This window comes from Virgibacillus aidingensis (genome assembly GCF_010994035.1).
Classification (GTDB): Bacteria; Bacillota; Bacilli; order Bacillales; family Amphibacillaceae; genus Virgibacillus_N.
Genome location: NZ_WIXN01000011.1, coordinates 54193 through 76233 on the forward strand (window position 1 = coordinate 54193; position 22041 = coordinate 76233).

The 22041-nt window shown below is 40.5% G+C and carries 15 protein-coding genes; 14 read left to right on the forward strand and 1 reads right to left on the reverse strand.

Annotated features, from left to right (window positions below; genetic code table 11):
* Positions 1–86 precede the first annotated feature (86 nt).
* The 8 genes from dnaE (at position 87) to GHD25_RS11050 (ending at position 11699) form a co-directional block, all read left to right on the forward strand.
* Positions 87–3440, forward strand: a complete 3354-nt coding sequence (gene dnaE / locus GHD25_RS11015) for a DNA polymerase III subunit alpha (RefSeq protein WP_164216773.1) — start codon at positions 87–89, stop codon at positions 3438–3440.
* 232 nt (positions 3441–3672) lie between these two features.
* A complete protein-coding gene (ystJ, locus tag GHD25_RS11020; RefSeq protein ID WP_164216775.1) occupies positions 3673–4914 on the forward strand; it encodes an NADP-dependent malic enzyme in 1242 nt (413 codons plus the stop codon).
* Between the two features lie 11 nt (positions 4915–4925).
* Entirely contained in the window at positions 4926–5543 is a 618-nt protein-coding gene (locus GHD25_RS11025) for a FadR/GntR family transcriptional regulator (protein WP_240452321.1), read from the forward strand.
* 144 nt (positions 5544–5687) lie between these two features.
* Entirely contained in the window at positions 5688–6548 is an 861-nt protein-coding gene (accD, locus tag GHD25_RS11030; protein ID WP_164216777.1) for an acetyl-CoA carboxylase, carboxyltransferase subunit beta, read from the forward strand.
* On the forward strand, positions 6545–7501 hold the full coding sequence (accA, locus tag GHD25_RS11035; protein ID WP_164216779.1) for an acetyl-CoA carboxylase carboxyl transferase subunit alpha: 957 nt from the start codon (positions 6545–6547) through the stop codon (positions 7499–7501). Before accD ends, accA begins: the two co-directional genes overlap by 4 nt.
* 584 nt (positions 7502–8085) lie before the next feature.
* Positions 8086–9045 (forward strand): 6-phosphofructokinase, encoded by a 960-nt coding sequence (pfkA, locus tag GHD25_RS11040; protein WP_164216781.1) that lies wholly within the window; start codon positions 8086–8088, stop codon positions 9043–9045.
* Between the two features lie 29 nt (positions 9046–9074).
* Positions 9075–10835: a pyruvate kinase gene (gene pyk / locus GHD25_RS11045; RefSeq protein ID WP_164216783.1), complete on the forward strand. Its 1761-nt coding sequence runs from the start codon at positions 9075–9077 to the stop codon at positions 10833–10835.
* Between the two features lie 474 nt (positions 10836–11309).
* Entirely contained in the window at positions 11310–11699 is a 390-nt protein-coding gene (locus tag GHD25_RS11050; protein WP_164216785.1) for an FxsA family protein, read from the forward strand.
* Here GHD25_RS11050 and ytvI read toward each other — a convergent pair whose 3' ends face one another.
* Positions 11700–12806, reverse strand: coding sequence for a sporulation integral membrane protein YtvI (gene ytvI, locus GHD25_RS11055; RefSeq protein WP_164216787.1), 1107 nt, complete (start codon positions 12804–12806; stop codon positions 11700–11702). It abuts the gene before it with no gap.
* A gap of 371 nt (positions 12807–13177) precedes the next feature.
* Between ytvI and citZ the strand changes: the two genes are divergently transcribed.
* The 6 genes from citZ (at position 13178) to polA (ending at position 22038) form a co-directional block, all read left to right on the forward strand.
* Positions 13178–14293 carry a citrate synthase gene (citZ, locus tag GHD25_RS11060; protein ID WP_205601353.1) on the forward strand — a complete coding sequence of 372 codons (1116 nt, stop codon included), beginning with the start codon at positions 13178–13180 and terminating at the stop codon, positions 14291–14293.
* A 67-nt stretch (positions 14294–14360) separates the two neighbouring features.
* On the forward strand, positions 14361–15632 hold the full coding sequence (gene icd / locus GHD25_RS11065) for an NADP-dependent isocitrate dehydrogenase (RefSeq protein WP_164216789.1): 1272 nt from the start codon (positions 14361–14363) through the stop codon (positions 15630–15632).
* A 652-nt stretch (positions 15633–16284) separates the two neighbouring features.
* Positions 16285–16761 (forward strand): MaoC/PaaZ C-terminal domain-containing protein, encoded by a 477-nt coding sequence (locus tag GHD25_RS11070; protein ID WP_164216791.1) that lies wholly within the window; start codon positions 16285–16287, stop codon positions 16759–16761.
* Positions 16762–16958: 197 nt separating this feature from the next.
* The gene (locus GHD25_RS11075; RefSeq protein ID WP_164216793.1) at positions 16959–17651 is read left to right on the forward strand and encodes a response regulator transcription factor; all 693 of its coding nucleotides are present in this window, start codon (positions 16959–16961) and stop codon (positions 17649–17651) included.
* The gene (gene pnpS, locus GHD25_RS11080) at positions 17648–19018 is read left to right on the forward strand and encodes a two-component system histidine kinase PnpS (RefSeq protein WP_240452327.1); all 1371 of its coding nucleotides are present in this window, start codon (positions 17648–17650) and stop codon (positions 19016–19018) included. Before GHD25_RS11075 ends, pnpS begins: the two co-directional genes overlap by 4 nt.
* 380 nt (positions 19019–19398) lie before the next feature.
* Positions 19399–22038 (forward strand): DNA polymerase I, encoded by a 2640-nt coding sequence (polA, locus tag GHD25_RS11085; RefSeq protein ID WP_164216795.1) that lies wholly within the window; start codon positions 19399–19401, stop codon positions 22036–22038.
* The last annotated feature ends 3 nt before the right edge of the window (positions 22039–22041 follow it).

Below are 22041 nucleotides of genomic sequence, written 5' to 3' on the forward strand. Positions count from 1 at the left end.
ATGATCAGTAATCAGCAAATCCGTATGCATGTTCTTATTTCATTGCTATAATAGAAGGAGACATTATTAACAAAAGGCGGGAAGTCATGTCTTTTACACATTTACAAGTCCGTAGTGCATACAGTTTAATGAAAAGCACGATCCAAATTGATAAACTGATTGATCAGGCAAAAGAACTGAATTTCGATGCCCTTGCATTGACAGATGAGCAGGTTCTTTATGGTGCCATACCTTTTTACAGGGCCTGTGTCAATAATGGCATAAAACCAATCATCGGCTTGACCGTTAACCTGGAAGAACAACATAACCAGCAGGAAACTTGCATTCTGCTTGCAAAAAATAATGCAGGCTATAAAGAGCTGGTTAACATCAGTACATATTTAAATAAGAATGAAAAAGCCTTCCTGGAATGGGAAGAGCTGAAAATAAATGCAGAAAACCTGGTTGCGATTTTTCCTCTGACAGATAATTTAAAAAATATTTTGGCAACTAAAGAAAATGACGCTTTCCGCTCCTATGCGGATAAACGGCAGCAGGCATTTCCTGATTGGTATGTTGGCGTGAGCTCCCATGAGATGAAACAGGAAAAAGATTTACTGGAAAAGCTCAAAACAGTTTCCGGAAAACACGGCGTGAAATTCACTGCCATTCAAGATGTACGCTATTTAAATCATCAAGATTACATGGCATATGATTGCCTGCAGGCGATGAAGCAGGGGATTACATGGGAAGGGAAAAGGAAGACCGCAAGCGGTCCTGAACATCATTTAGCTTCAACCGAAGAAGTTAAGGAGGCTTTTTCTGTCTGGCCGCAATTGCTGGAAGAAACAGAACGGATCAAAGATCGCTGCAACATTACGTTTGATTTCAATCGGCGAAGACTGCCCTCTTTCCCTGTTCCCGGCGGTTTAGATGCCTATGAGTATTTACGGAAAAAATGCATGGAAAATCTGGAGGTGCGGTATGTTAAAATTACCCCCGAAATCACAGAGAGGCTGGAATATGAGCTTGAAGTCATCCGATCCATGCAGTTTAGTGATTATTTTCTAATCGTGGCTGATTTTATCCATTTTGCAAAGGAACATTCTATTGTAGTGGGTCCCGGCAGGGGATCATCCGCAGGTTCTTTAGTGGCATATACACTTGGTATCACGGATGTGGATCCGATTAAATACGATTTATTGTTTGAAAGATTTCTGAATCCGGAGCGGCTTACAATGCCGGATATCGATGTGGATTTCTCTGATATCCGCCGTGATGAAGTGATAGAGTATGTCCGTAAGAAGTATGGGGAAGCACATGTAGCCCAAATCATTACTTTCGGCACATTTGCTGCCAGATCGATTATTCGTGAGTTGATAAAAACACTTGCTATAGACAAGGAAGACGCGAATTTTATTTTAAAACAGGCAGCTTCCTTTCCGAACAAGCGAATTCCTGAAATGGTGAAAGCATTTGATGGAGATGTAAAAGTATATATAAAGCAGTCCCGAAAGTTAAAAATGCTGCTTTCTATAGCCGCTAAGCTGGAAGGTATCCCTAGGCATATTTCCACTCATGCAGCAGGTATTGTCATTACGGAAAAACCGCTTGTTGAGTATGTGCCTTTGACGATTGGAGCAAACGAGAGCAATTTAACCCAGTTTTCCATGAATGATCTTGAAGCACTTGGGCTACTTAAAATTGATTTATTAGGACTTCGAAATTTAACTTTTCTGGAAAAAACGGTCCAATCCATTTATTTTTCCACAAAGAAAAAAATAGCACTGCATGAGCTTCCGGCAGCAGATGAAAAAACATTTCAGCTGTTGCGTTCAGGGAAGACAAATGGCATATTTCAGCTGGAATCGCAGGGAATGCAAAATGTTTTAAAGCAATTAAAACCGACTGAATTTGAAGATGTGGTTGCAGTTAATGCGTTATACCGGCCGGGACCGATGGAAAACATTCCTGTCTATATAAAGCGCAAGCATGAACAGGAGTCTGTAAGCTATCCGCATCCGGCTCTTGCTCCTATTTTGGGAAAAACCTACGGGGTGCTTGTTTATCAGGAACAGATTATACAAATTGCCTATCGAATGGCGGGGTTTACCCTTGCAGAAGCGGATCTATTGCGGCGGGCTGTCAGCAAAAAGCAACAGGCAGTAATGGATGATCAAAAGGAGAAATTTATTGAAGGATGTATTCAAAATGGGTATGAAAAAAGAATTGGCGAAGAGATTTTTGCATGGATCGTTAAATTTTCCAATTACGGGTTCCCCCGCAGCCATGCAGTAGCCTACAGCAAAATATCCTATCAGCTTGCCTATTTAAAAGCGCATTATCCAGCCCATTTTTTTGCGGAGTTACTCAGTTCAGTGGCAAATCAGCACGACAAAATCCAGCTGTACAGACGGGAAATAAAAGAGCTCAATATTCCTTTTAAACCCCCATCAATAAATAAAAGCTTTGGCAAATATTCAGTGGAGGATCACGGAATTCGCATGGGATTATTATCCATCAAGGGAATTGGCAATAAAGCTATCCAAGAGATCCTCCGGGTTAGGAAGAATGGACGGTACAGGAATTTATCCGATTTCTGCCTTCGCGTCTCTTCAAGTATTGTAAACAGGCAGACGATCGAGCTGTTAATTATGGCTGGTGCGTTTGATGCGCTTCACCCGAACAGGGCGAGCCTGCTTGCCTCGATAGATCCCGCCATTGAACAGGGGGAGCTGTTCAGGGAATTTCAGGATCAGCCTAACCTGTTTGGTGACCAGCTGGAATTGGAAACAAGCTATGTGGACATAGAAGACTTCTCGGATATGAAAAAGCTTGCTGATGAAAAAGATCTTCTGGGTATCTATATCTCTAGCCACCCACTGGAAAGGTACCGGGCCAAATTGAGAAAGAACGGGTATATTACAATGAGTCACGCCAAATACCGGACAGCCGGGAAAGAACAAAAAAGCACGGCTATCATCGATAAAGTGAAAACGATCCGGACGAAGCGGGGAGATCCAATGGCATTTCTTACGCTTAGTGATGAAACGGATGAAATGGAAGCAGTTGTATTCCCGGATCTTTTCCGGAATACCAAACAGATGCTTGAAGAAGAAAATCTGATTATGGTTCAGGGAAAACCGGAAAAACGAAATAACCGAATGCAGTGGATTCTATCAAAAATTCAACCATTTGAAGCAGCACAGCTTGAAAAAAATACTAAACAGAGATTATTTATCAAACTGCCGGAGCATGAGCAGGAACAAAGCCTGAACTTTATCAAACAAACCGCTTATCAGCATCCCGGTGAGACACCTATCATACTTTTTGATGAAACTACGCGGAAAACCTATCAGCTGAAAGAAGAATATTTTATCCGGCCTGCTGCTGAATGCTTGCTTGCTTTACGCAAACATTTCGGAAAAGATGCAGTCGTATTGCAGAAAGAAAAAGAATAAATCAAAAATGAGCCGGGATCCATCCTTTACACGTGAGATTGATCTGTTATAATGGAGAAGTTAAGGGTGGTCTGACCACTTTTGCAACATAAATTAAATTTGAAGGTAAATGCATTATGCTTGCAATTCTAAAGCTGTTGACTGAGAATGTTTGAAAGGTTAAAAAAACTATTATAAATGAGATAATGGGAGTAATATTTCATTTTTTCAGGGCAAAGGAGCGAGGTAATAAATGGCTAGTTTAAGAGATGAAGCATTACATCTGCATAAAGTGAATAAAGGAAAGCTGACAACGAATTCAAAAATACCGGTACGCAATGCAAGGGACTTAAGCCTGGCTTACTCGCCTGGGGTGGCGGAACCGTGCAAGGTAATTCACGATCGTAAATCAACGGTCTATGACTATACCATGAAAGGAAATATGGTAGCAGTTGTAAGTGATGGGTCAGCCGTCCTTGGGCTTGGAAATATTGGGCCGGAAGCTGCATTGCCTGTAATGGAAGGAAAATCCGTATTGTTTAAAAGCTTTGCGGGAGTGGATTCCTTTCCGATTTGTCTTGATACACATGACGTAAATGAGATTGTAGAAACAGTAAAACTAATGGAACCGACATTTGGCGGAGTCAATTTGGAGGATATCGCTGCACCAAATTGTTTTATAATTGAGGACAGGTTAAAAAAAGAAACGAACATCCCGATTTTTCACGATGATCAGCATGGAACAGCTATCGTAACACTTGCAGGTTTAATCAATGCTTTAAAGCTTACGGAAAAGGAATTTTCCGATATTAAAGTAATTGTGAGCGGAGCCGGGGCAGCAGGAATAGCTATTACCAGGCTGCTGTATCATTTTGGCGTCAGAGACATGATCATGAGTGATTCCAGGGGCGCAATATACAAAGGGCGGCCTGAAGGGATGAATGAAGTAAAAGAAAAAGTAGCCGAGTATACTAATGTTAATAACGAAAAGGGAAGCCTTGATGAAGTACTCGAGGGGGCAGATGTGTTTATTGGCGTATCTGTTGCCGGAGCGTTAACGAAGGAAATGGTAGGAAAAATGAATGAGGATCCAATTATTTTTGCCATGGCCAACCCGGATCCGGAGATCATGCCGGATGATGCCAAAGAGGTCGGGGCGAAAGTGATCGGGACAGGAAGATCCGATTTTCCGAACCAGGTAAATAATGTACTTGCTTTTCCGGGGATTTTCCGGGGGGCCCTGGATGTACGGGCAACAAGAATCAATGAACGCATGAAAGTGGCTGCAGCCCATGCGATTGCCTCCCTCATCTCTGATGATGAACTTAATACAGACTATGTGATCCCGGCTCCATTTGATCCAAGGGTAGCCCCAAATGTTGCCAAAAGTGTGGCAAAAGCTGCCATGGAATCAGGAGTGGCCAGAATCGAAGTGGATCCGGAAGAGGTAGCAGAGAAAACAAGACAATTAACACAGATTGATAAAGACTTTTAAAGGAGTGAACCATGGCTGTGCCCATGTCACCTAAACAAAAAGTATACCAGAGTGTTCTGCTGGAAATCCGCAAATTTATCGAAAACAACGAACTTGAGCCTGGGGATAAGCTCCCTTCTGAGCGGGAACTGGCCGAGAAACTGAATCGAGGCAGGTCATCTGTCAGGGAAGCTTTGAGGGCAATGGAATTATTGGGTTTAATTGAAACAAAGCATGGTGAAGGAACTTTTTTGCGGACATACCGGCCATACAAAACAGTTGAACTGCTGGCCTCATTTGTTTTGCAGGACCATAATACCAGACATGATTTGTTATTAGTAAAGCAGCTTCTGGAAAAAGAAGCTGCTAAGCTTGCTTATCCCAACTTAAATGAAAAGGATATAGAAGAATTAAACAGAATTAGCAAACATACAACGATGGAACCGCCCGAAAGACACAGGGAATTTTTCTATTATCTTGTAAATCGAACAGATAACAGGCTGCTTGTTAAGATATGGCAGCTGTTGGACGAGTTTTCCAGAACCATTGATTCACAGTATTACATGGTGGATTTTTATAAGGAATTAATGGAGTATTACAGCAGCAGAGATTATGAAAAAATTGAACTTTTGTTTGAAAAATACAGTTGAATATTCATGACATAAAATAATATTTTTTTCATCGACTTGTTTTGACACCATTTTCAACGGGTTTTCGTTATGGTGTACATAGTCGGATAAGCTATTATCAACCATAATGAAGCCTTGGTTTTTGCGGAAGAAGGGGGAGTTAACTTGCTTAAGGATTTTTTTGGCAAGCGAAGAAAATATGCATCTATTCCTAGTGAGCAGGCAAAATCGGACGTTCCGGAAGGGCTGATGCAAAAATGCCATTCATGTCATAAGATTTATTACCGGAAAGAAATGAACAAAAATTTGCAGGTTTGCCCAAACTGTAATTATCACCATCCTTTACTTGCATGGAATCGGATTGAAAGTTTATTTAATGAAAATACTTTTGAAGAATGGGATAAAGGTTTAATCACCGGGAATCCCCTTAATTTTCCCGAATATGATGAAAAGATGGCAAAAGATCGGGAGAAAACTGGATTAAATGAAGGTGTTGTAACAGGAAAAGGTCTCCTAAATGGACAAGCTGCAGCAATTGCCGTGATGGATTCCAGCTTTCGGATGGGGAGTATGGGTTCGGTTGTCGGCGAAAAAATAGCCCGGGCGATTGAAAAAGCAAAAGAGGAAAAACTGCCGTTTATTATCTTCACGGCCTCCGGAGGTGCAAGAATGCAGGAGGGTGTATTAAGTCTGATGCAAATGACCAAGACTTCCATGGCGGTGAAGAGGTTTAGTGAAGCCGGCGGATTGCTCATTACTGTAATGACACACCCGACTACCGGCGGTGTTTCTGCCAGTTTTGCCTCCCTGGGAGATTACAATTTCGCTGAACCCGGTGCTTTAATTGGTTTTGCAGGAAGACGCATTATTGAACAGACGATCCGCGAAAAATTGCCGGACGATTTCCAGACGGCTGAATTTCAATTAAAGCATGGTCAATTGGATAAAGTCATTCACCGTCATGATTTAAAGGGAACACTGACAACCCTGCTCCACATGCACAGGAAGGGTGGAAATCAGGAATGAAGCATGTACTTGAATTTGAAAAACCGATTGTGAATTTAAAAGAAAAAATTGAAGAATTAAAGCGATATACACGAGACAGTGATATTGATTTATCCGAAGAGATTCAAACCCTTGAGGAAAGGCTGGCTGTACTTGAAGATGATATATATGGGAATCTAAAGCCATGGAATCGCGTGCAGATGGCAAGACATCCGGAACGGCCCACTACAATGGACTACATTGAACTATTATTTACGAATTTTATTGAGTTTCACGGTGACCGTTTATACGCGGATGACGAGGCGATCGTTTCCGGTATTGCTTATTATAGGGAAGAACCAATTACTGTGATCGGCCATCAGAGAGGGAAGGATACGAAAGAAAATATTCGGCGGAATTTTGGGATGCCGCATCCGGAAGGGTATCGAAAAGCACTCCGGCACATGAAACAGGCAGATAAATTTAACCGGCCAATTGTTTGTTTTATTGATACGAAGGGTGCCTATCCAGGAAAGGCTGCAGAGGAGCGCGGACAAAGTGAAGCCATTGCCCGCAATCTGATGGAAATGGCGGGACTTACGGTTCCTGTAATTTGTATCGTGATTGGTGAAGGAGGAAGCGGGGGTGCACTGGCATTGGGAGTTGGAGACCATATTCATATGCTGGAGAACTCTACATATTCGGTTATTTCCCCCGAGGGAGCGGCTGCTTTGCTTTGGAAAGATGCGTCACTTGCACAGCGGGCTGCCGAAACAATGAAGATTACTGCATATGATTTAAAAGAGCTGCAGGTCATTGATCAGATTATCCCGGAGCCAAAAGGCGGAGCACACCGTAATGTGGAAGAACAGGCTGCACATATAGATCATGTACTGAATCAGTCGCTTGAACAATTGAACAGCCTTTCTGCGGAAGAGCTGCTAGAAAGCCGCTGGGAAAAATATAAACAGATTGGAGAATATAACACATTATAGGCTGGCTGAATACAGTCAGCTTCTTTTTAATTGTTTACCTGTTCAGCTATAATAAAGCTTTAGATAAATCACTTTTTCCCTCACGCGATAAATTACAGCGAATATTTATGGTGGGGCGAGAACCACTGTACCGCAGTCCCAAATGTTTATGGTGGGGCGAGGAACTACTGTACCGCAGTCCCAAATGTTTATGGTGGGGCGAGGAACTACTGTACCGCAGTCCCAAAGAAATAGATTCGGGGAAACTGAAATTTAAGTCTTTAGTATAAGATACGAATAATAGATTCACTAAAGACGAGCGAATACGATTTTTTTAAATGGATCTTCCGTTACGGTATCCACTTTTTATGCCCCTTTTATAAATGACTTTTAACAGGAGCTTTTAATGTGGCATCATATAGCAATTTTACATAAATGACATGCTATATAAGTTGCCGGTTATTCAGTAACATACCACTTATCAGGCACGTGCAGTATGCGGCTGTATTTAAATCAACTGTTATTAATTGCTATTTTAACTTGTTAGATTTATCTTTGGTATAGAAGTGTTTTTGATGGATAATTGCACAATCAGAGGTGAAAAAATGAAAAAAATTGGAATTTTAACGAGTGGCGGTGATGCCCCGGGTATGAATGCAGCCATTCGGGCTGTTGTGAGAAAAGCAATTTACCACGGGATGGAAGTATACGGCGTCCGCTCGGGCTACCAGGGTTTAATGGAAGGTGCCATCGAAAAAATGGAGCTCGGTTCCGTGGGGGACATTATCCATCGCGGCGGCACGATTCTGCAATCTGCCCGCAGTGATGAATTTAAGACTGAAGAGGGTCAGGAGAAGGCAATCGAGCAACTGAAGAAATTTGGCATTGACGGACTTATTGTGATCGGCGGTGATGGAAGCTTCCGGGGGGCACAGAAATTGACTGAAAAAGGCTATCCTTGTATTGGCGTTCCGGGAACAATCGATAATGATATTTACGGCACCGATTTTACGATAGGTTTTGATACTGCTTTAAATACAATTATTGAAGCTATTGATAAAATACGGGATACAGCAACATCCCACGAAAGAACCTACATCATAGAAGTAATGGGAAGAGATGCAGGTGATCTTGCATTATGGGCAGGTTTGGCTGATGGTGCAGAAAGTATTATTATTCCGGAAAAACCCGACGAATTTCATGAAGTAACCGAAAGAGTTATCAGGGGTCATGAACGCGGTAAAAAGCACAGCATTATTGTGGTGGCAGAAGGAGTAGGCAGCGGGTTTGAGTTTGGAAAGAAAATTGAAAAGGAAACAAATCTGGAAACACGGGTTTCCGTTTTAGGATATATTCAGCGCGGTGGATCTCCGACCGCCTCTGACCGGGTATTGGCCAGCAGACTTGGGGCACATGCCGTTGATCTATTATTACAGGGGATATCTGGGAAAATGGTGGGAATACATCATAATCAGCTGGTTAATCACGATATTTCAACGATTTTATCCAGAAAGCACCACATTGATGAGGATATGTATCAGCTGTCCAAAGAACTTTCTATTTAAAACCAACAAGCTCTAAGGAGAGATAAAGCATGAGAAATACTAAAATTGTTTGTACGATAGGCCCTGCTTCAGAATCAGTGGAAAAACTGGAGCAGCTCATTGAAGCAGGAATGAATGTAGCCCGCTTAAACTTCTCCCACGGGAATTTTAAAGAGCATGAAGAACGAATAAAAAACATTAGAACGGCACAGGAAAAGACAGGGAAAACAGTGGCTATCCTTTTGGATACTAAGGGACCGGAAATCCGTACTGGCAATTTTGAAGGCGGAGAGACTGTACTTGAAGAGAATAGTTCAGTTATGATTACGACAGATGAAGTTGAAGGAACTGCCGAACGTTTTTCGGTTACCTATGACGGAATAATCCATGACGTTCATGAAGGTTCGAAAATCCTGCTGGATGACGGATTAATTGAATTGGAAGTGTCGGAAATTGATAAAGAAAATAATGAATTGAAAACAAAGGTGATTAATGGAGGGGGGATCTCTAACAAAAAAGGGGTCAATATTCCGAATGTGTCTGTTAATCTGCCGGGAATTACGGATAAAGATGCCCGGGATATATTGTTTGGCATTGAACAGGATGTTGATTTCATCGCTGCTTCCTTTGTCCGCAGACCATCTGATGTGTTTGACATCCAGGAATTGCTGGAAAAACATGATGCCACGCACATTAAAATTATTCCTAAAATAGAAAATCGGGAGGGCGTGGATAACATCGATAAAATCCTGGAAGTAAGTGACGGGATTATGGTAGCACGCGGCGACCTCGGTGTGGAGATCCCTGCGGAAGATGTTCCGCTCGTACAGAAAAAACTCATTAAAAAATGTAATGTTGCAGGGAAGCCTGTCATTACTGCAACACAAATGCTGGATTCGATGCAGCGGAATCCAAGACCGACAAGAGCAGAGGCTTCGGATGTTGCTAATGCTATTTTTGATGGGACAGATGCCATTATGCTTTCCGGTGAGACTGCAGCAGGCGATTATCCGGTTGAATCTGTGCAAACAATGAGCAATATTGCATTAAAGACGGAAACAGCCCTGGACCATCATGCGATTTTAAAATTCAGATCCAGAGATACAGATATGACGATTACCGATGCAATTAGCCAGTCTGTGACACATACGGCAATGAATCTCGGTGTAAGTGCGATTATTGCTCCAACAGAGAGCGGTCATACCGCCCGGATGATTTCCAAATACAGACCGGCTGCACCTATTATCGCGGTTACTTTTAATGACAGAATAAACCGCCAGCTCGCGCTTGTTTTTGGAGTACATCCAATACGGGGCAGCAAAGCGGATTCTACTGATGAAATGCTTGACATAGCAATCGAAAGCGGCTTAAAGACAGGTCTGGTTGAACATGGAAACAGAGTAATTATTACTGCAGGTGTTCCTGTAGGCGAAAGCGGTACGACAAATCTCCTGAAAGTACATGTGATTGGAGATGTACTGGCCAAGGGGCAGGGGATTGGCAAGCGGAGTGCATACGGGAAAGCAGCTGTAGTTAAAAATGCTGAACAGGCAATTAATGCCGTTGAAGAAGGAGACATTCTTGTCACCTATGGAACAGATCGTGATATGATGCCCGCAATCGAAAAAGCCGGTGGTATTATTACAGAGGAAGGCGGATTAACTTCCCATGCGGCGGTGGTTGGAGTGAGCCTCGGCATCCCGGTTGTTGTAGGTGTGACCGATGTATTTCAAGCTATTTCCGACGGTGAGGATATTACGATTGATGGAGCAAAAGGAGATATTTACAAAGGTCATATGAAAGTACTATAAAATACCATGCAAAACAAATTAAAAAGGAGGTCACGAAGCATAGCTTCCTGACTTTCTTTGCACTTAAGAAAAATATAAAATATCAGTAAATCTTTATGGTAGGACCAAGAATTGCTGTACCGCAGTCCCGGGGAAATAGGTTCGGGAAAGCCAACATCTTTATGTCTAAAGTATAAGATAAACTACCGCATTCACTAAAAGACAAGCAAATGCGAATTTATCCTACAGCTTAAGAATTTATAAATTTTATAAGGTATGGTTGAATGGCATAGCCTTTATCCTTCATTCAGACTCAGGTAACAAAAGCTTATGTGGGGCAGGCTTCTAAACTCCGCTCCGGGATGGCATTATGTTAATTGAAGACGGATATGTTGTGTCAGGCGATATAATGATACGCAGCTAAGCGGCATTTTAAATCGGCCCGGCATTCGACAGCGGGGTCTTTGCAATCAAATTGGGGAAGGGTGAAAAAACATGCGGTGGATTCTGCTGATACTCCTGGTTTTATCTGCACTTGAAATAGGATTATTTATATGGGCCGGCAATATGATCGGTCCCTGGTGGGTCGTTATTTTAATAATTATGACTGGTGTGTTCGGACTTTACCTGGCGAAAAAGCAGGGGATCGACACCTGGAAAAAAGCACAGCTTTCAATAAATCGGGGGGAGGCACCTACAGGCTTTATCATTGACGGAATCTGTATTTTAATTGGTGCTGTCTTATTATTTACACCGGGCTTTATTACAGATATTACAGGTTTTCTTCTCGTCATACCTGTAACAAGAAAGATGTTTAAACAAAGCATGGAAAAATTTATCAGACGGCTTATGGATAAAAATACAATTATATACCGTAAATGGTAATCACCCTTTTATAAACATCAAAGCTTTATGAAAAATTCCGGTCTGAAATAGGACAATCCCCACAACTACCAGGATTGGAGCGATAATAATACCGGCGACGCCCCATAATTGCATACTGATAAAAAGGGCAATTAAAACAGCCAGCGGATGAAGCCCAATATTGGAAGAAAGTATTTTTGGCTCGAGGAACTGCCTTACAATGATAATGAACATGTACAATAGAGTTAAACCAATAGTAAGTGAATAATTTCCAGTGATAAATAAATAGACCGCCCATGGAATAAAAATAATTCCTGTACCAATATATGGAAACAGATCAACAAGTGCAGCCAGCAAAGCAATCGTTACCGCATGGTCTACCTTTAATAGTGACAGCCCTGCAAAAATAATCAGCATGGTAATAAAAATAAGAATAAACTGTGCTTTCATAAAACCTGTCAATGCTTTTTTTAAATGGAAATGTATCTCCTGAAGATAGGAATGTACATAAGGAGAAATAATGCTTTTGGCTCCAGACTTCAGTCTGTTCCAATCATTTGTCATTAAAACAGTGGCTATTATAATAAACATAACTACTGTGGCAGAGCCTGGAAGCCAAGTCAGCAGATCAGGGATCAGAAGTAGCAGATTTTGTAAAAACTGCGAACCTAAAGCTGCAATTTGGCCTAATATATGCTCAATACTTTCATTTATGGCTTTCTGCTGAGATGCTTCCAAGGTGTGAAGGAAAGAAATAATTGTTTCATATATTGGCAACAATTTTGTTTGAATCATATCTTCCATGATCCTTATAAACTGCTGAAAATGAGCCGGAAGCTGATCGGCCAAAAACACTGTGCCTTGAACGATTTCAGTAATAATAAAAATAAGGAATCCGGCAAATAGCATAAAAACAACAGAAACAACTGTCAATGTTGCAAGTAAGCGGGGGAATTTCAGTTTGTTTTCCAAAAAACTTACATATGGTTGCAGGCACATCGAAAAGACTGCAGCCAGTCCGATGGGAACAAGAAAAATCCATGTATGTTTGAACAGTAAATAACTGCCGGCAATGACAGCAATGATGATAAAGAAGCGTAATGATTGGTAGAATAACTGCTTGTACATATTAGCCCCCCGCAAAAATACAACCTTTTTCAAAACTTTAAGATTTAAGCGTTAAGTTTTTTCCAAATCTCCCCAGGCAGTATGGAAAAGAATCTATGTTACTATGTATCTATGCAGCTTGGACAAGAAATAGAAGTCCCTGAAATCTAATTTTGCATAAATGCAGTAAATGCTATATCATGCCATTAGGTGACATTATTTGCTACAATTATCCATTTTTATTAGAAAACTTCATAAAAATAATCGCTTTCAATTCACATTACATACATAATACTTTATAATTGCATTGGGGATGACTATGCTTGTTTTTACAACATTGTCGTTAATGACTCACATCCATACACAAATTATAGAAAAGGAGAGGGTTTATTATGGCATCAGCAAAAGGGCTTGAGGGAGTTGTAGCAACTCAGTCGTCAATTAGTTCCATTATTGATGATCAGCTTACATATGTAGGCTATAAAATTGATGATCTAGCTGAAAATTCAAGTTTCGAGGAAGTAATATATTTATTATGGAACCTAAAACTGCCGAACCAATCGGAACTGGATGCTTTTAAAGCTGAACTTGCAGAAAATATGAAAATTCCTGAAGGTATTGTTGAACATTTGCGGTCATATGATTTATCGAAGGTGCATCCAATGGCTGCGTTGCGTACGGCAATTTCACTGCTTGGTCTCTATGATGATGAGGCAGATGAGATGACGGAAGAAGCAAATAAACGAAAAGCAGTCCGCATTCAGGCTAAAATTGCCACAATTGTGACAGCATTTTCCCGAATCAGACACGGGAATGACCCAGTAGAACCAAAAAAAGAATACAGCTATGCCGAAAATTTTCTTTACATGTTAAACGGCAAAGAGCCTGAAGCAATTGAAGTAGAAGCAATTAACAAAGCTTTGGTCCTTCATGCCGATCATGAACTGAATGCATCCACCTTTACTGCAAGGGTTTGTGTAGCAACGCTGTCGGATATTTACTCCGGCTTGACTGCTGCAATTGGCGCTCTAAAAGGTCCATTGCATGGCGGGGCAAATGAACAGGTAATGGCGATGCTGACAGAAATTGGCGAAGAAGATAATGCGATCCCATACATTGAGAAAAAGCTTGAAAATAAAGAAAAAATCATGGGTATGGGGCACCGCGTGTATAAAAATGGGGATCCTCGTGCTAAATTTCTTAAAGAAATGTCCAGACAGCTTACAGAACTGACAGGCAACTCAAAATGGTATAATATGTCCGTGAAAATTGAGGATTATATTAAAGAGAATAAAGGGCTTCCGGCAAATGTTGATTTTTATTCCGCTTCTGTATATCATAGTCTGGGGATTGACCATGATTTATTTACGCCGATATTTGCTGTTAGCCGTACATCCGGCTGGTTAGCTCATATTTTGGAGCAATATGCAAATAACCGTCTGATTCGTCCGCGGGCTGAATATACAGGTCCGGAATCTCCTGAATATGTTGCTGTTGAGGACCGCTAAGCGGTATATAGCAGAACATACCAGCTGTGAATAGAGAAATTATATAAGAAATTTGGAGGTTATAATAATGGCACAAGGAGAAAAAATTACAGTAGAAAACGGAAAGATGAATGTACCTGATCATCCTGTTATTCCATTTATCGAGGGGGATGGAACAGGTCCGGATATTTGGGCAGCCGCAAAAAGAGTAATTGAAGCTGCTGTGGAAAAAGCCTATGACGGCAAGAAACAAATTGAATGGATGGAAGTGCTTGCAGGTCAAAAAGCATATGACAAAACAGGAGAATGGCTGCCGCAGGAAACATTGGATAATATTGACGAATATAAGATTGCAATTAAAGGACCTTTAACAACACCAATTGGCGGAGGATTCCGGTCACTGAACGTCGCGCTGCGCCAGGAGCTTGACCTTTACGCATGCCTGCGTCCAGTAAGGCATTACAGTGGTGTTCCATCTCCAGTAAAGCGTCCGGAAGATGTGGATATGGCTATTTTCCGTGAAAACACAGAAGACATTTATGCGGGAATCGAATGGCAAAAAGGTACAGACGAAGTGAAAAAAGTAATCGACTTTTTGAACAATGAAATGAACGTGAAAAATATTCGTTTCCCTGAGACTTCCGGTATCGGCATTAAACCGGTATCAGAAGAAGGCACGAAACGACTGGTTCGTTCCGCAATTGATTTTGCACTAAATGAAGGCCGCAAAAATGTTACTTTGGTACATAAAGGTAACATCATGAAGTTTACAGAAGGTGCATTTAAAGCATGGGGCTATGAAGTGGCAGAAGAGGAATATGGCGATAAAGTGTTTACTTGGGCTGAATATGACCGCATCGTTGAAAAAGATGGTAAAGATGCTGCAAACAAAGCACAGGATGAAGCGGAAAAAGCCGGTAAAATTATCGTGAAAGATGCTATTGCCGATATTTTCCTTCAGCAAATCTTAACTCGTCCGAAAGAGTTTGATGTAGTGGCAACGATGAACCTGAACGGAGATTATATTTCCGATGCTCTTGCAGCACAGGTTGGCGGCATCGGAATTGCTCCAGGAGCTAACATCAATTATGATACAGGGCATGCAATTTTTGAAGCCACCCATGGAACTGCACCAAAATATGCTGGAATGGATAAAGTAAATCCATCTTCAGTTATTCTTTCCGGTGTATTAATGCTTGAGCATCTTGGCTGGAGGGAAGCAGCGGATCTAATAACAAATTCCATGGATAAAACAATTGCTTCTAAAGTGGTTACTTATGATTTTGCCCGTCTGATGGATGGTGCAAAAGAAGTAAAATGCTCTGAGTTTGGCTCGGAATTAATTAAGAATATGGATTAACGCAGAAGCGGCGGATCCAATTAGCGTTAGATCTAAGACATAATTACCCGTTACCAGTGCAGGGTAATTCCGCCCATTGCTTATCAGGAAGGCGAGTAATCCTGGTGTACCAGCCATCCTTGGCAGAGGTGGCATTGAAGAAATTATTGAACTCGGTTTAACCGGAGAAGAAAGAGCTGATTTGGCCTAATCAGCTCAATCCGTAATCATATACTGGCCATATTAGAATAGTTTAAGTGGTTGGAACAAAGGCCTTTCCCGCCTGTTCTGCCTAATTTTAAAAAGAGTCTGTCGTTGCTAACAGACTCTTTTTTTTCAGGTTAAGAAAACATAAATTATAAGTGCGATTTTAGAAAGCTTTCAACTTAATGTATAAAAAATTTTAATAGCTTATGGTGTACTAATTAAATGATTAGCAAGTTCTGCAAATGCTTAAAGGAGCAGTACGACCAGGTCATTGAAAGCGTAACGTTGGCTCACCTGGCATACCGCTCTTCGCGTTGGGACGAGCATTTAGCGCAAGTCAACAGGTATATTTATTACGTTGTTCAATGGGCGTGAATAGCTTTGTACAGAGAAAAGTTTTAAAAATAGCGGCTGTGTTTATTATTTGCTATAATAGTAAACGCTTACATAATTGGAGGTGTGTTTAATGATTGGGAAAAAGAGAAAGCTAGGAAAGGAAATTCATGAATTAAAAATTGGGGACAGATACACTTCAGCAAAAATTATTGAAGACAGGGATTTGCTGTTGTACCTCGGGTTGACGAATGACGCCAATCCTTTATACATTCAGCATGATTATGCATCCCAGACACCTTATGAAAAGCCTGTGGTGCCATCTGTTATGCTGTTTGGCATCATATCTTCCATGATTTCAATGCATTTGCCCGGACCGGGCAGTCATATTACCCAGCATGAACTGACATTCCCGAAGCCTGTATTTCATCAGTCTGAAGTGAAGTTCACCATTGAAATTATCAATATTGATGAGAAAAACCATCAAATCGCTGTTTCAGTGCATGGATTTGATATAGAAGGGGAGGAAGTAGTTTACGGAAAATTGCATGTGTGCCCGGCCTACAGGCCAAATTCGTTAACAGCTACCTCACTGGAAAACTTTTTTTAACTATATATCTGCTCCCCGTTCCATAAAACAAATTGTCTTAGTGCAGGCCGCACCTCAGGAAGATTGCTTTACATGATCCCTTTTTATGTTATGTAAATTTTTATTAATGATCTATTATGTTCACATAATGATTTATTCATTGTAGAATAGAGGATGACAATATTTGTTTATTTATAAAGGGGAAACGGGGTAAATATATGTCTAATCACATACTAATTGTGGATGATGAAAAATCCATTGTAACTTTATTAAAGTATAATCTGGAAAAAGCTAATTATACAACTGATGTAGCATATGATGGCCAGGAGGCAGTTGAAAAAGCAAAAATGGAAAATTATGATCTGATTATCCTTGATTTAATGCTGCCAAAATTGGATGGGCTTGAAGTCTGCAAAGAGTTGCGAAATAATAAAATAGAGACTGCCATTTTAATGTTAACCGCAAAGGGTGACGAATTCGATAAAGTACTTGGGCTCGAGCTCGGTGCAGATGATTATTTGACAAAGCCGTTCAGTCCCAAGGAGGTTATTGCAAGGGTAAAAGCCATTCTCAGAAGAACGAATAAGCAGACGACAGGAAACTTCACTTCTATCAGAGTCGGAGAATTGGTTATTTTTCCTGAACGTTATGAAGCAGAAATGAATGACGAGATCATTACATTTACACGTAAGGAATTTGAGCTTCTCTATTACCTTGCAAAACATAAGGGAAAAGTAATTTCAAGAGATCAATTGCTAAGCAGTGTATGGGACTATGATTTCGTTGGAGATACCCGGATTGTCGATGTACATGTATCCCATGTCAGGGAAAAAATTGAACCAAATACGAAAAAGCCTGTTTACATTAAGACAGTCCGCGGGTTAGGTTATAAGCTGGAGGAACCAACATGATGAAGACATTATTCAGAAAGCCTGTATTTTCTTATGTAATATTTATTTTTATCATATTTTTTACTGCCGGACTTATTTTGTCCCCTACAGTGAACAATTATTTTATTCTTATTGCGGTTTTGCTAACGGTTTTTATTATATTTCTTATACTTTTGATTCATCTTTATGATACTTATATTAAACCGGTTCAAAAGGCCACTAAAACGGTGGATGAAATTGTAAGAGGCAATTATCGGGCAAGGTTTCATCATCCCAAAGATGATAGTATAGGAAGTTTAAGCAATAAAATAAATGCATTGGGCCGAAATCTTGGAGAATTGTCCATGCAAGAGCAAATGTATTCAGAACAGCTTTCCACGATCATCGATAATCTGGAGAGCGGTTTAGTATTAGTTGATGCAAAGGGATATATTCACTTCGTTAACAGGAAATTTATTATGATGTTTGGAAAAACGCCAAAGGACTATAAAGGCTATTTATATTATGATGTACTTGACAGTGAAGTCATTCATGAAACAGTGCAAAACACTTTCCTTTATGAAAAAAACGTAAAGGATTCCTTTTCCCATTACCGGGGGCTGGATCACGTTTATACCGAAGTAGTTGGAGCACCAATATTTAATGAACGGAACATGTTAAAAGGTGCAGTTATTATGCTTTATGACATTACGGAAATGAAAAAACTGGAACTGATGAGAAAAGATTTTGTGGCAAACGTTTCTCATGAACTGAAAACACCTATTACCTCGATCAAAGGTTTTGCAGAAACAATGCTCGATGACCCGGCAAACCAAAGCGAACCGAACCGAGAATTTCTTGAAATTATGTATAATGAAAGTGAACGGATTCAGCTGCTGATTGAAGACTTATTAATATTATCCCGTTTGGAAAGAGAAGATTTCCGGCTGGATAAGATTGATACTGATATGAGTAAAGTGGCAGAGGAAGTAAAACCGATTATCGAGCATAAAGCAGAGGAAAAAAATATTGGTTTTTATACGGAGATCCAGGATGGCATCCGTCTTTACGCAGACAAGGAAAAAATAAAACAAGTGATAATCAACTTATTGGATAATGCAATAAATTATACTGCTGACGAGGGAAGAATTGATCTGCGTGTCTATGAAACAGAGGAAAATGCAATTATTGAAGTGGAAGATACCGGTATTGGTATCGAACGTGATGCCATTCCGCGTATATTCGAAAGGTTTTACCGTGTGGATAAAGCCCGCAGCAGAAATACCGGCGGTACAGGACTAGGGCTGGCTATTGTAAAGCATGTAGTCGAACTGCATGAAGGAAAAATTGATATTATCAGTGAGCCGAATAAAGGAACTACAATGAGAGTGTTGCTGCCAAAGGAATAAATGATCCATGCAGCGGCAGAGGGCTGCTAAAAAACCGATGAAGAGGGTCTTTTTTCATCGGTTTTTTAGCATGAAGCTGATTATGATTTATAAGTGGAGGAATTTTCTGGTCTCATACGCTAGAGAACCATTCTCAAGTACAAGCTTCATGTCTTATCAGATGATAGAAGCACCCTCAAGTATATGCATTACGCTCTTCCCCGATAGGCATACTAGTAAAAGTTCTAATTAAGATGGTTTCCTTTCAGTCAGAATCCCATATTTTCGGAACATATCAACTCCAAGTGAATAGAACCGTATACTCCAATGTAAAGAAGTTTCACTTTTACATTCGGAATGATAAAATAAATACAAATGCCATTTAAACGGAGGATGTATATATGACGAATAAGTTAGTCTTAATTGACGGAAACAGTATTATTTACCGTGCTTTTTTTGCACTGCCGCTTTTAAATAATGATAAAGGCATTTACACGAATGCAGTCTATGGCTTTACAACGATGCTGCTCAGAATTCTGGAAGAGGAAAAGCCAACACATATGATGGTTGCATTTGATGCAGGTAAAACAACATTCCGTCATGAAACATATAAAGCGTATAAAGGCGGAAGACAAAAAACCCCTCCTGAACTATCGGAACAATTTCCTTTATTAAAAGAAGTGCTTGATGCCTTTGATATTAAACATTATGACTTGGAAAATTATGAAGCGGATGACATTATCGGGACGCTGTCCAAATATGCAGAAGAAGATAATTGGGATGTAACCGTCATATCCGGCGATAAAGATTTGCTGCAGCTTGTTTCCGAAGCGGTAACGGTAAACGTGACCAAAAAAGGAATCAGTGAAGTTGACCGCTATACACCATCCTTTTTAAAAGAAAAAATGGAGGTTTCCCAGGATCAGATTATCGATTTAAAGGCGCTGATGGGGGACTCGTCTGATAATATTCCCGGTGTACCGGGAGTAGGACAGAAAACAGCTGTAAAGCTCTTAAAGCAATTTGACACACTGGAGGAATTGTACAGTCGTTTGGATGAAGTAAGCGGCAAGAAATTAAAAGAAAAACTTGCCGACCATAAAGATGAAGCTTTTATGAGCAAGGATTTAGTAACTATTAATAGAGAATCCCCTGTTACTGTTACCATTCAAGATACTGTTTTTAATGGATATGAAAAAAACAAGGTGAGCGGGATATTTAAAGATCTGGGTTTCCAGTCGTTGCTCGACCGGATCGATTCAGAGTCATCAGATGAGGCAGCAGAAGATACTGTACTTAAGGAAATAGATTTCAAGGTTGCTGATAAAATTCACAGTGACATGTTTTCCGAACATGCTGCACTTGTAGTGGAAATGCTTGATGAAAACTATCATCAGGCTGACATAGATGGGATTGGTGTGGTAAATGAAAAAGATGCTTTATTTATTCCCGCTGAAATTGCACTTGCTTCAGCATCTTTTAAAGAATGGCTGGAAGATGAAACAAAAAAGAAGCGTGTGTTTGATGCCAAACGAACCGTTGTTGCTTTAAAAAGAAATGGCATTGAAATAAAAGGGATCACCTTTGATATGCTGTTAACCTCTTATCTGCTTAATCCGGCCGAAAACAATCATGATATTCCGGCTATCAGCCATCGATTGGGAAAGACAGATGTCCACTTTGATGAAGAGGTTTACGGGCGCGGAGCGAAAATGAAGCTTCCCGAAGAAAAAGTATTGGCAGAGCATATTGTCCGAAAAACAATTGCATTGTACGAGCTGCAGGAAAAAATGGAAGAAAAATTAAAGGAAAATGAGCAATATAAATTATTAAAAGAGCTGGAAATGCCGCTTGCTTTAATATTGGGTGACATGGAACATACTGGCGTACTCGTCGACAAATCAAAGCTGGAGGAAATGGGAACCGATTTAAAACAGCGCTTGAATGATCTGGAAAAAGAAATCCACGATCTGGCAGGTGAGACATTTAACCTGAATTCACCGAAACAATTAGGTCCTATTTTATTTGAAAAGCTTGGTCTGCCGGTAATAAAGAAAACGAAAACAGGATATTCTACAGCAGCAGATGTTCTGGAACAACTGGAAAATGAGCATGAAATTATTCCAAAACTGCTTTTATACCGCCAGCTCGGCAAACTGCAATCCACGTATATTGAAGGGTTATTAAAAGTAGTCAATGAGGATACAAGTAAAATACATACCCGGTTTAACCAAGCGCTGACCCAAACCGGGAGATTAAGTTCCATTGAACCTAACCTGCAGAACATCCCAATTCGTCTGGAAGAGGGCCGGAAGATCAGACAGGCTTTTATCCCATCTGAAAAGGATTGGTTGATGTTTGCAGCGGACTACTCTCAAATTGAATTGCGTGTACTTGCCCATATTGCAAATGATGAAAAACTGGTGCAGGCATTTAAAGAGGATATGGATATTCACACCCAGACAGCCATGGATGTTTTCCATGTAAACAAAGAAGAAGTTACAGGCAACATGCGCAGACAGGCAAAGGCCGTTAATTTCGGCATTGTATACGGAATCAGCGATTACGGCCTATCTCAAAGCCTTGGAATTACACGAAAAGAAGCCAAACAGTTTATTGAACGCTATTTTGAGAGTTATCCCGGCGTGAAAGCGTACATGGATGATATCGTGCAGGAAGCGAAACATAAAGGTTATGTCAGCACACTGATGAAAAGAAGAAGATATCTTCCCGAAATCACAAGCCGCAACTTTAATGTAAGGAGTTTTGGGGAAAGAACTGCGATGAATACGCCAATCCAGGGCAGTGCTGCGGATATTATCAAGAAGGCAATGATTGATCTATACGAAAAATTAAAAGAGGATAAGCTTCAAGCCCGGCTTTTGTTACAAGTCCATGACGAACTGATCATAGAGGCACCAAAAGAGGAATTGGATCATTTGATTAAGATTGTGCCGGAAATGATGGAGCAGACAGTGCAATTGAATGTTCCTTTAAAAGTGGATTATTCTTACGGAAACAGCTGGTTTGACGCTAAGTAAGGG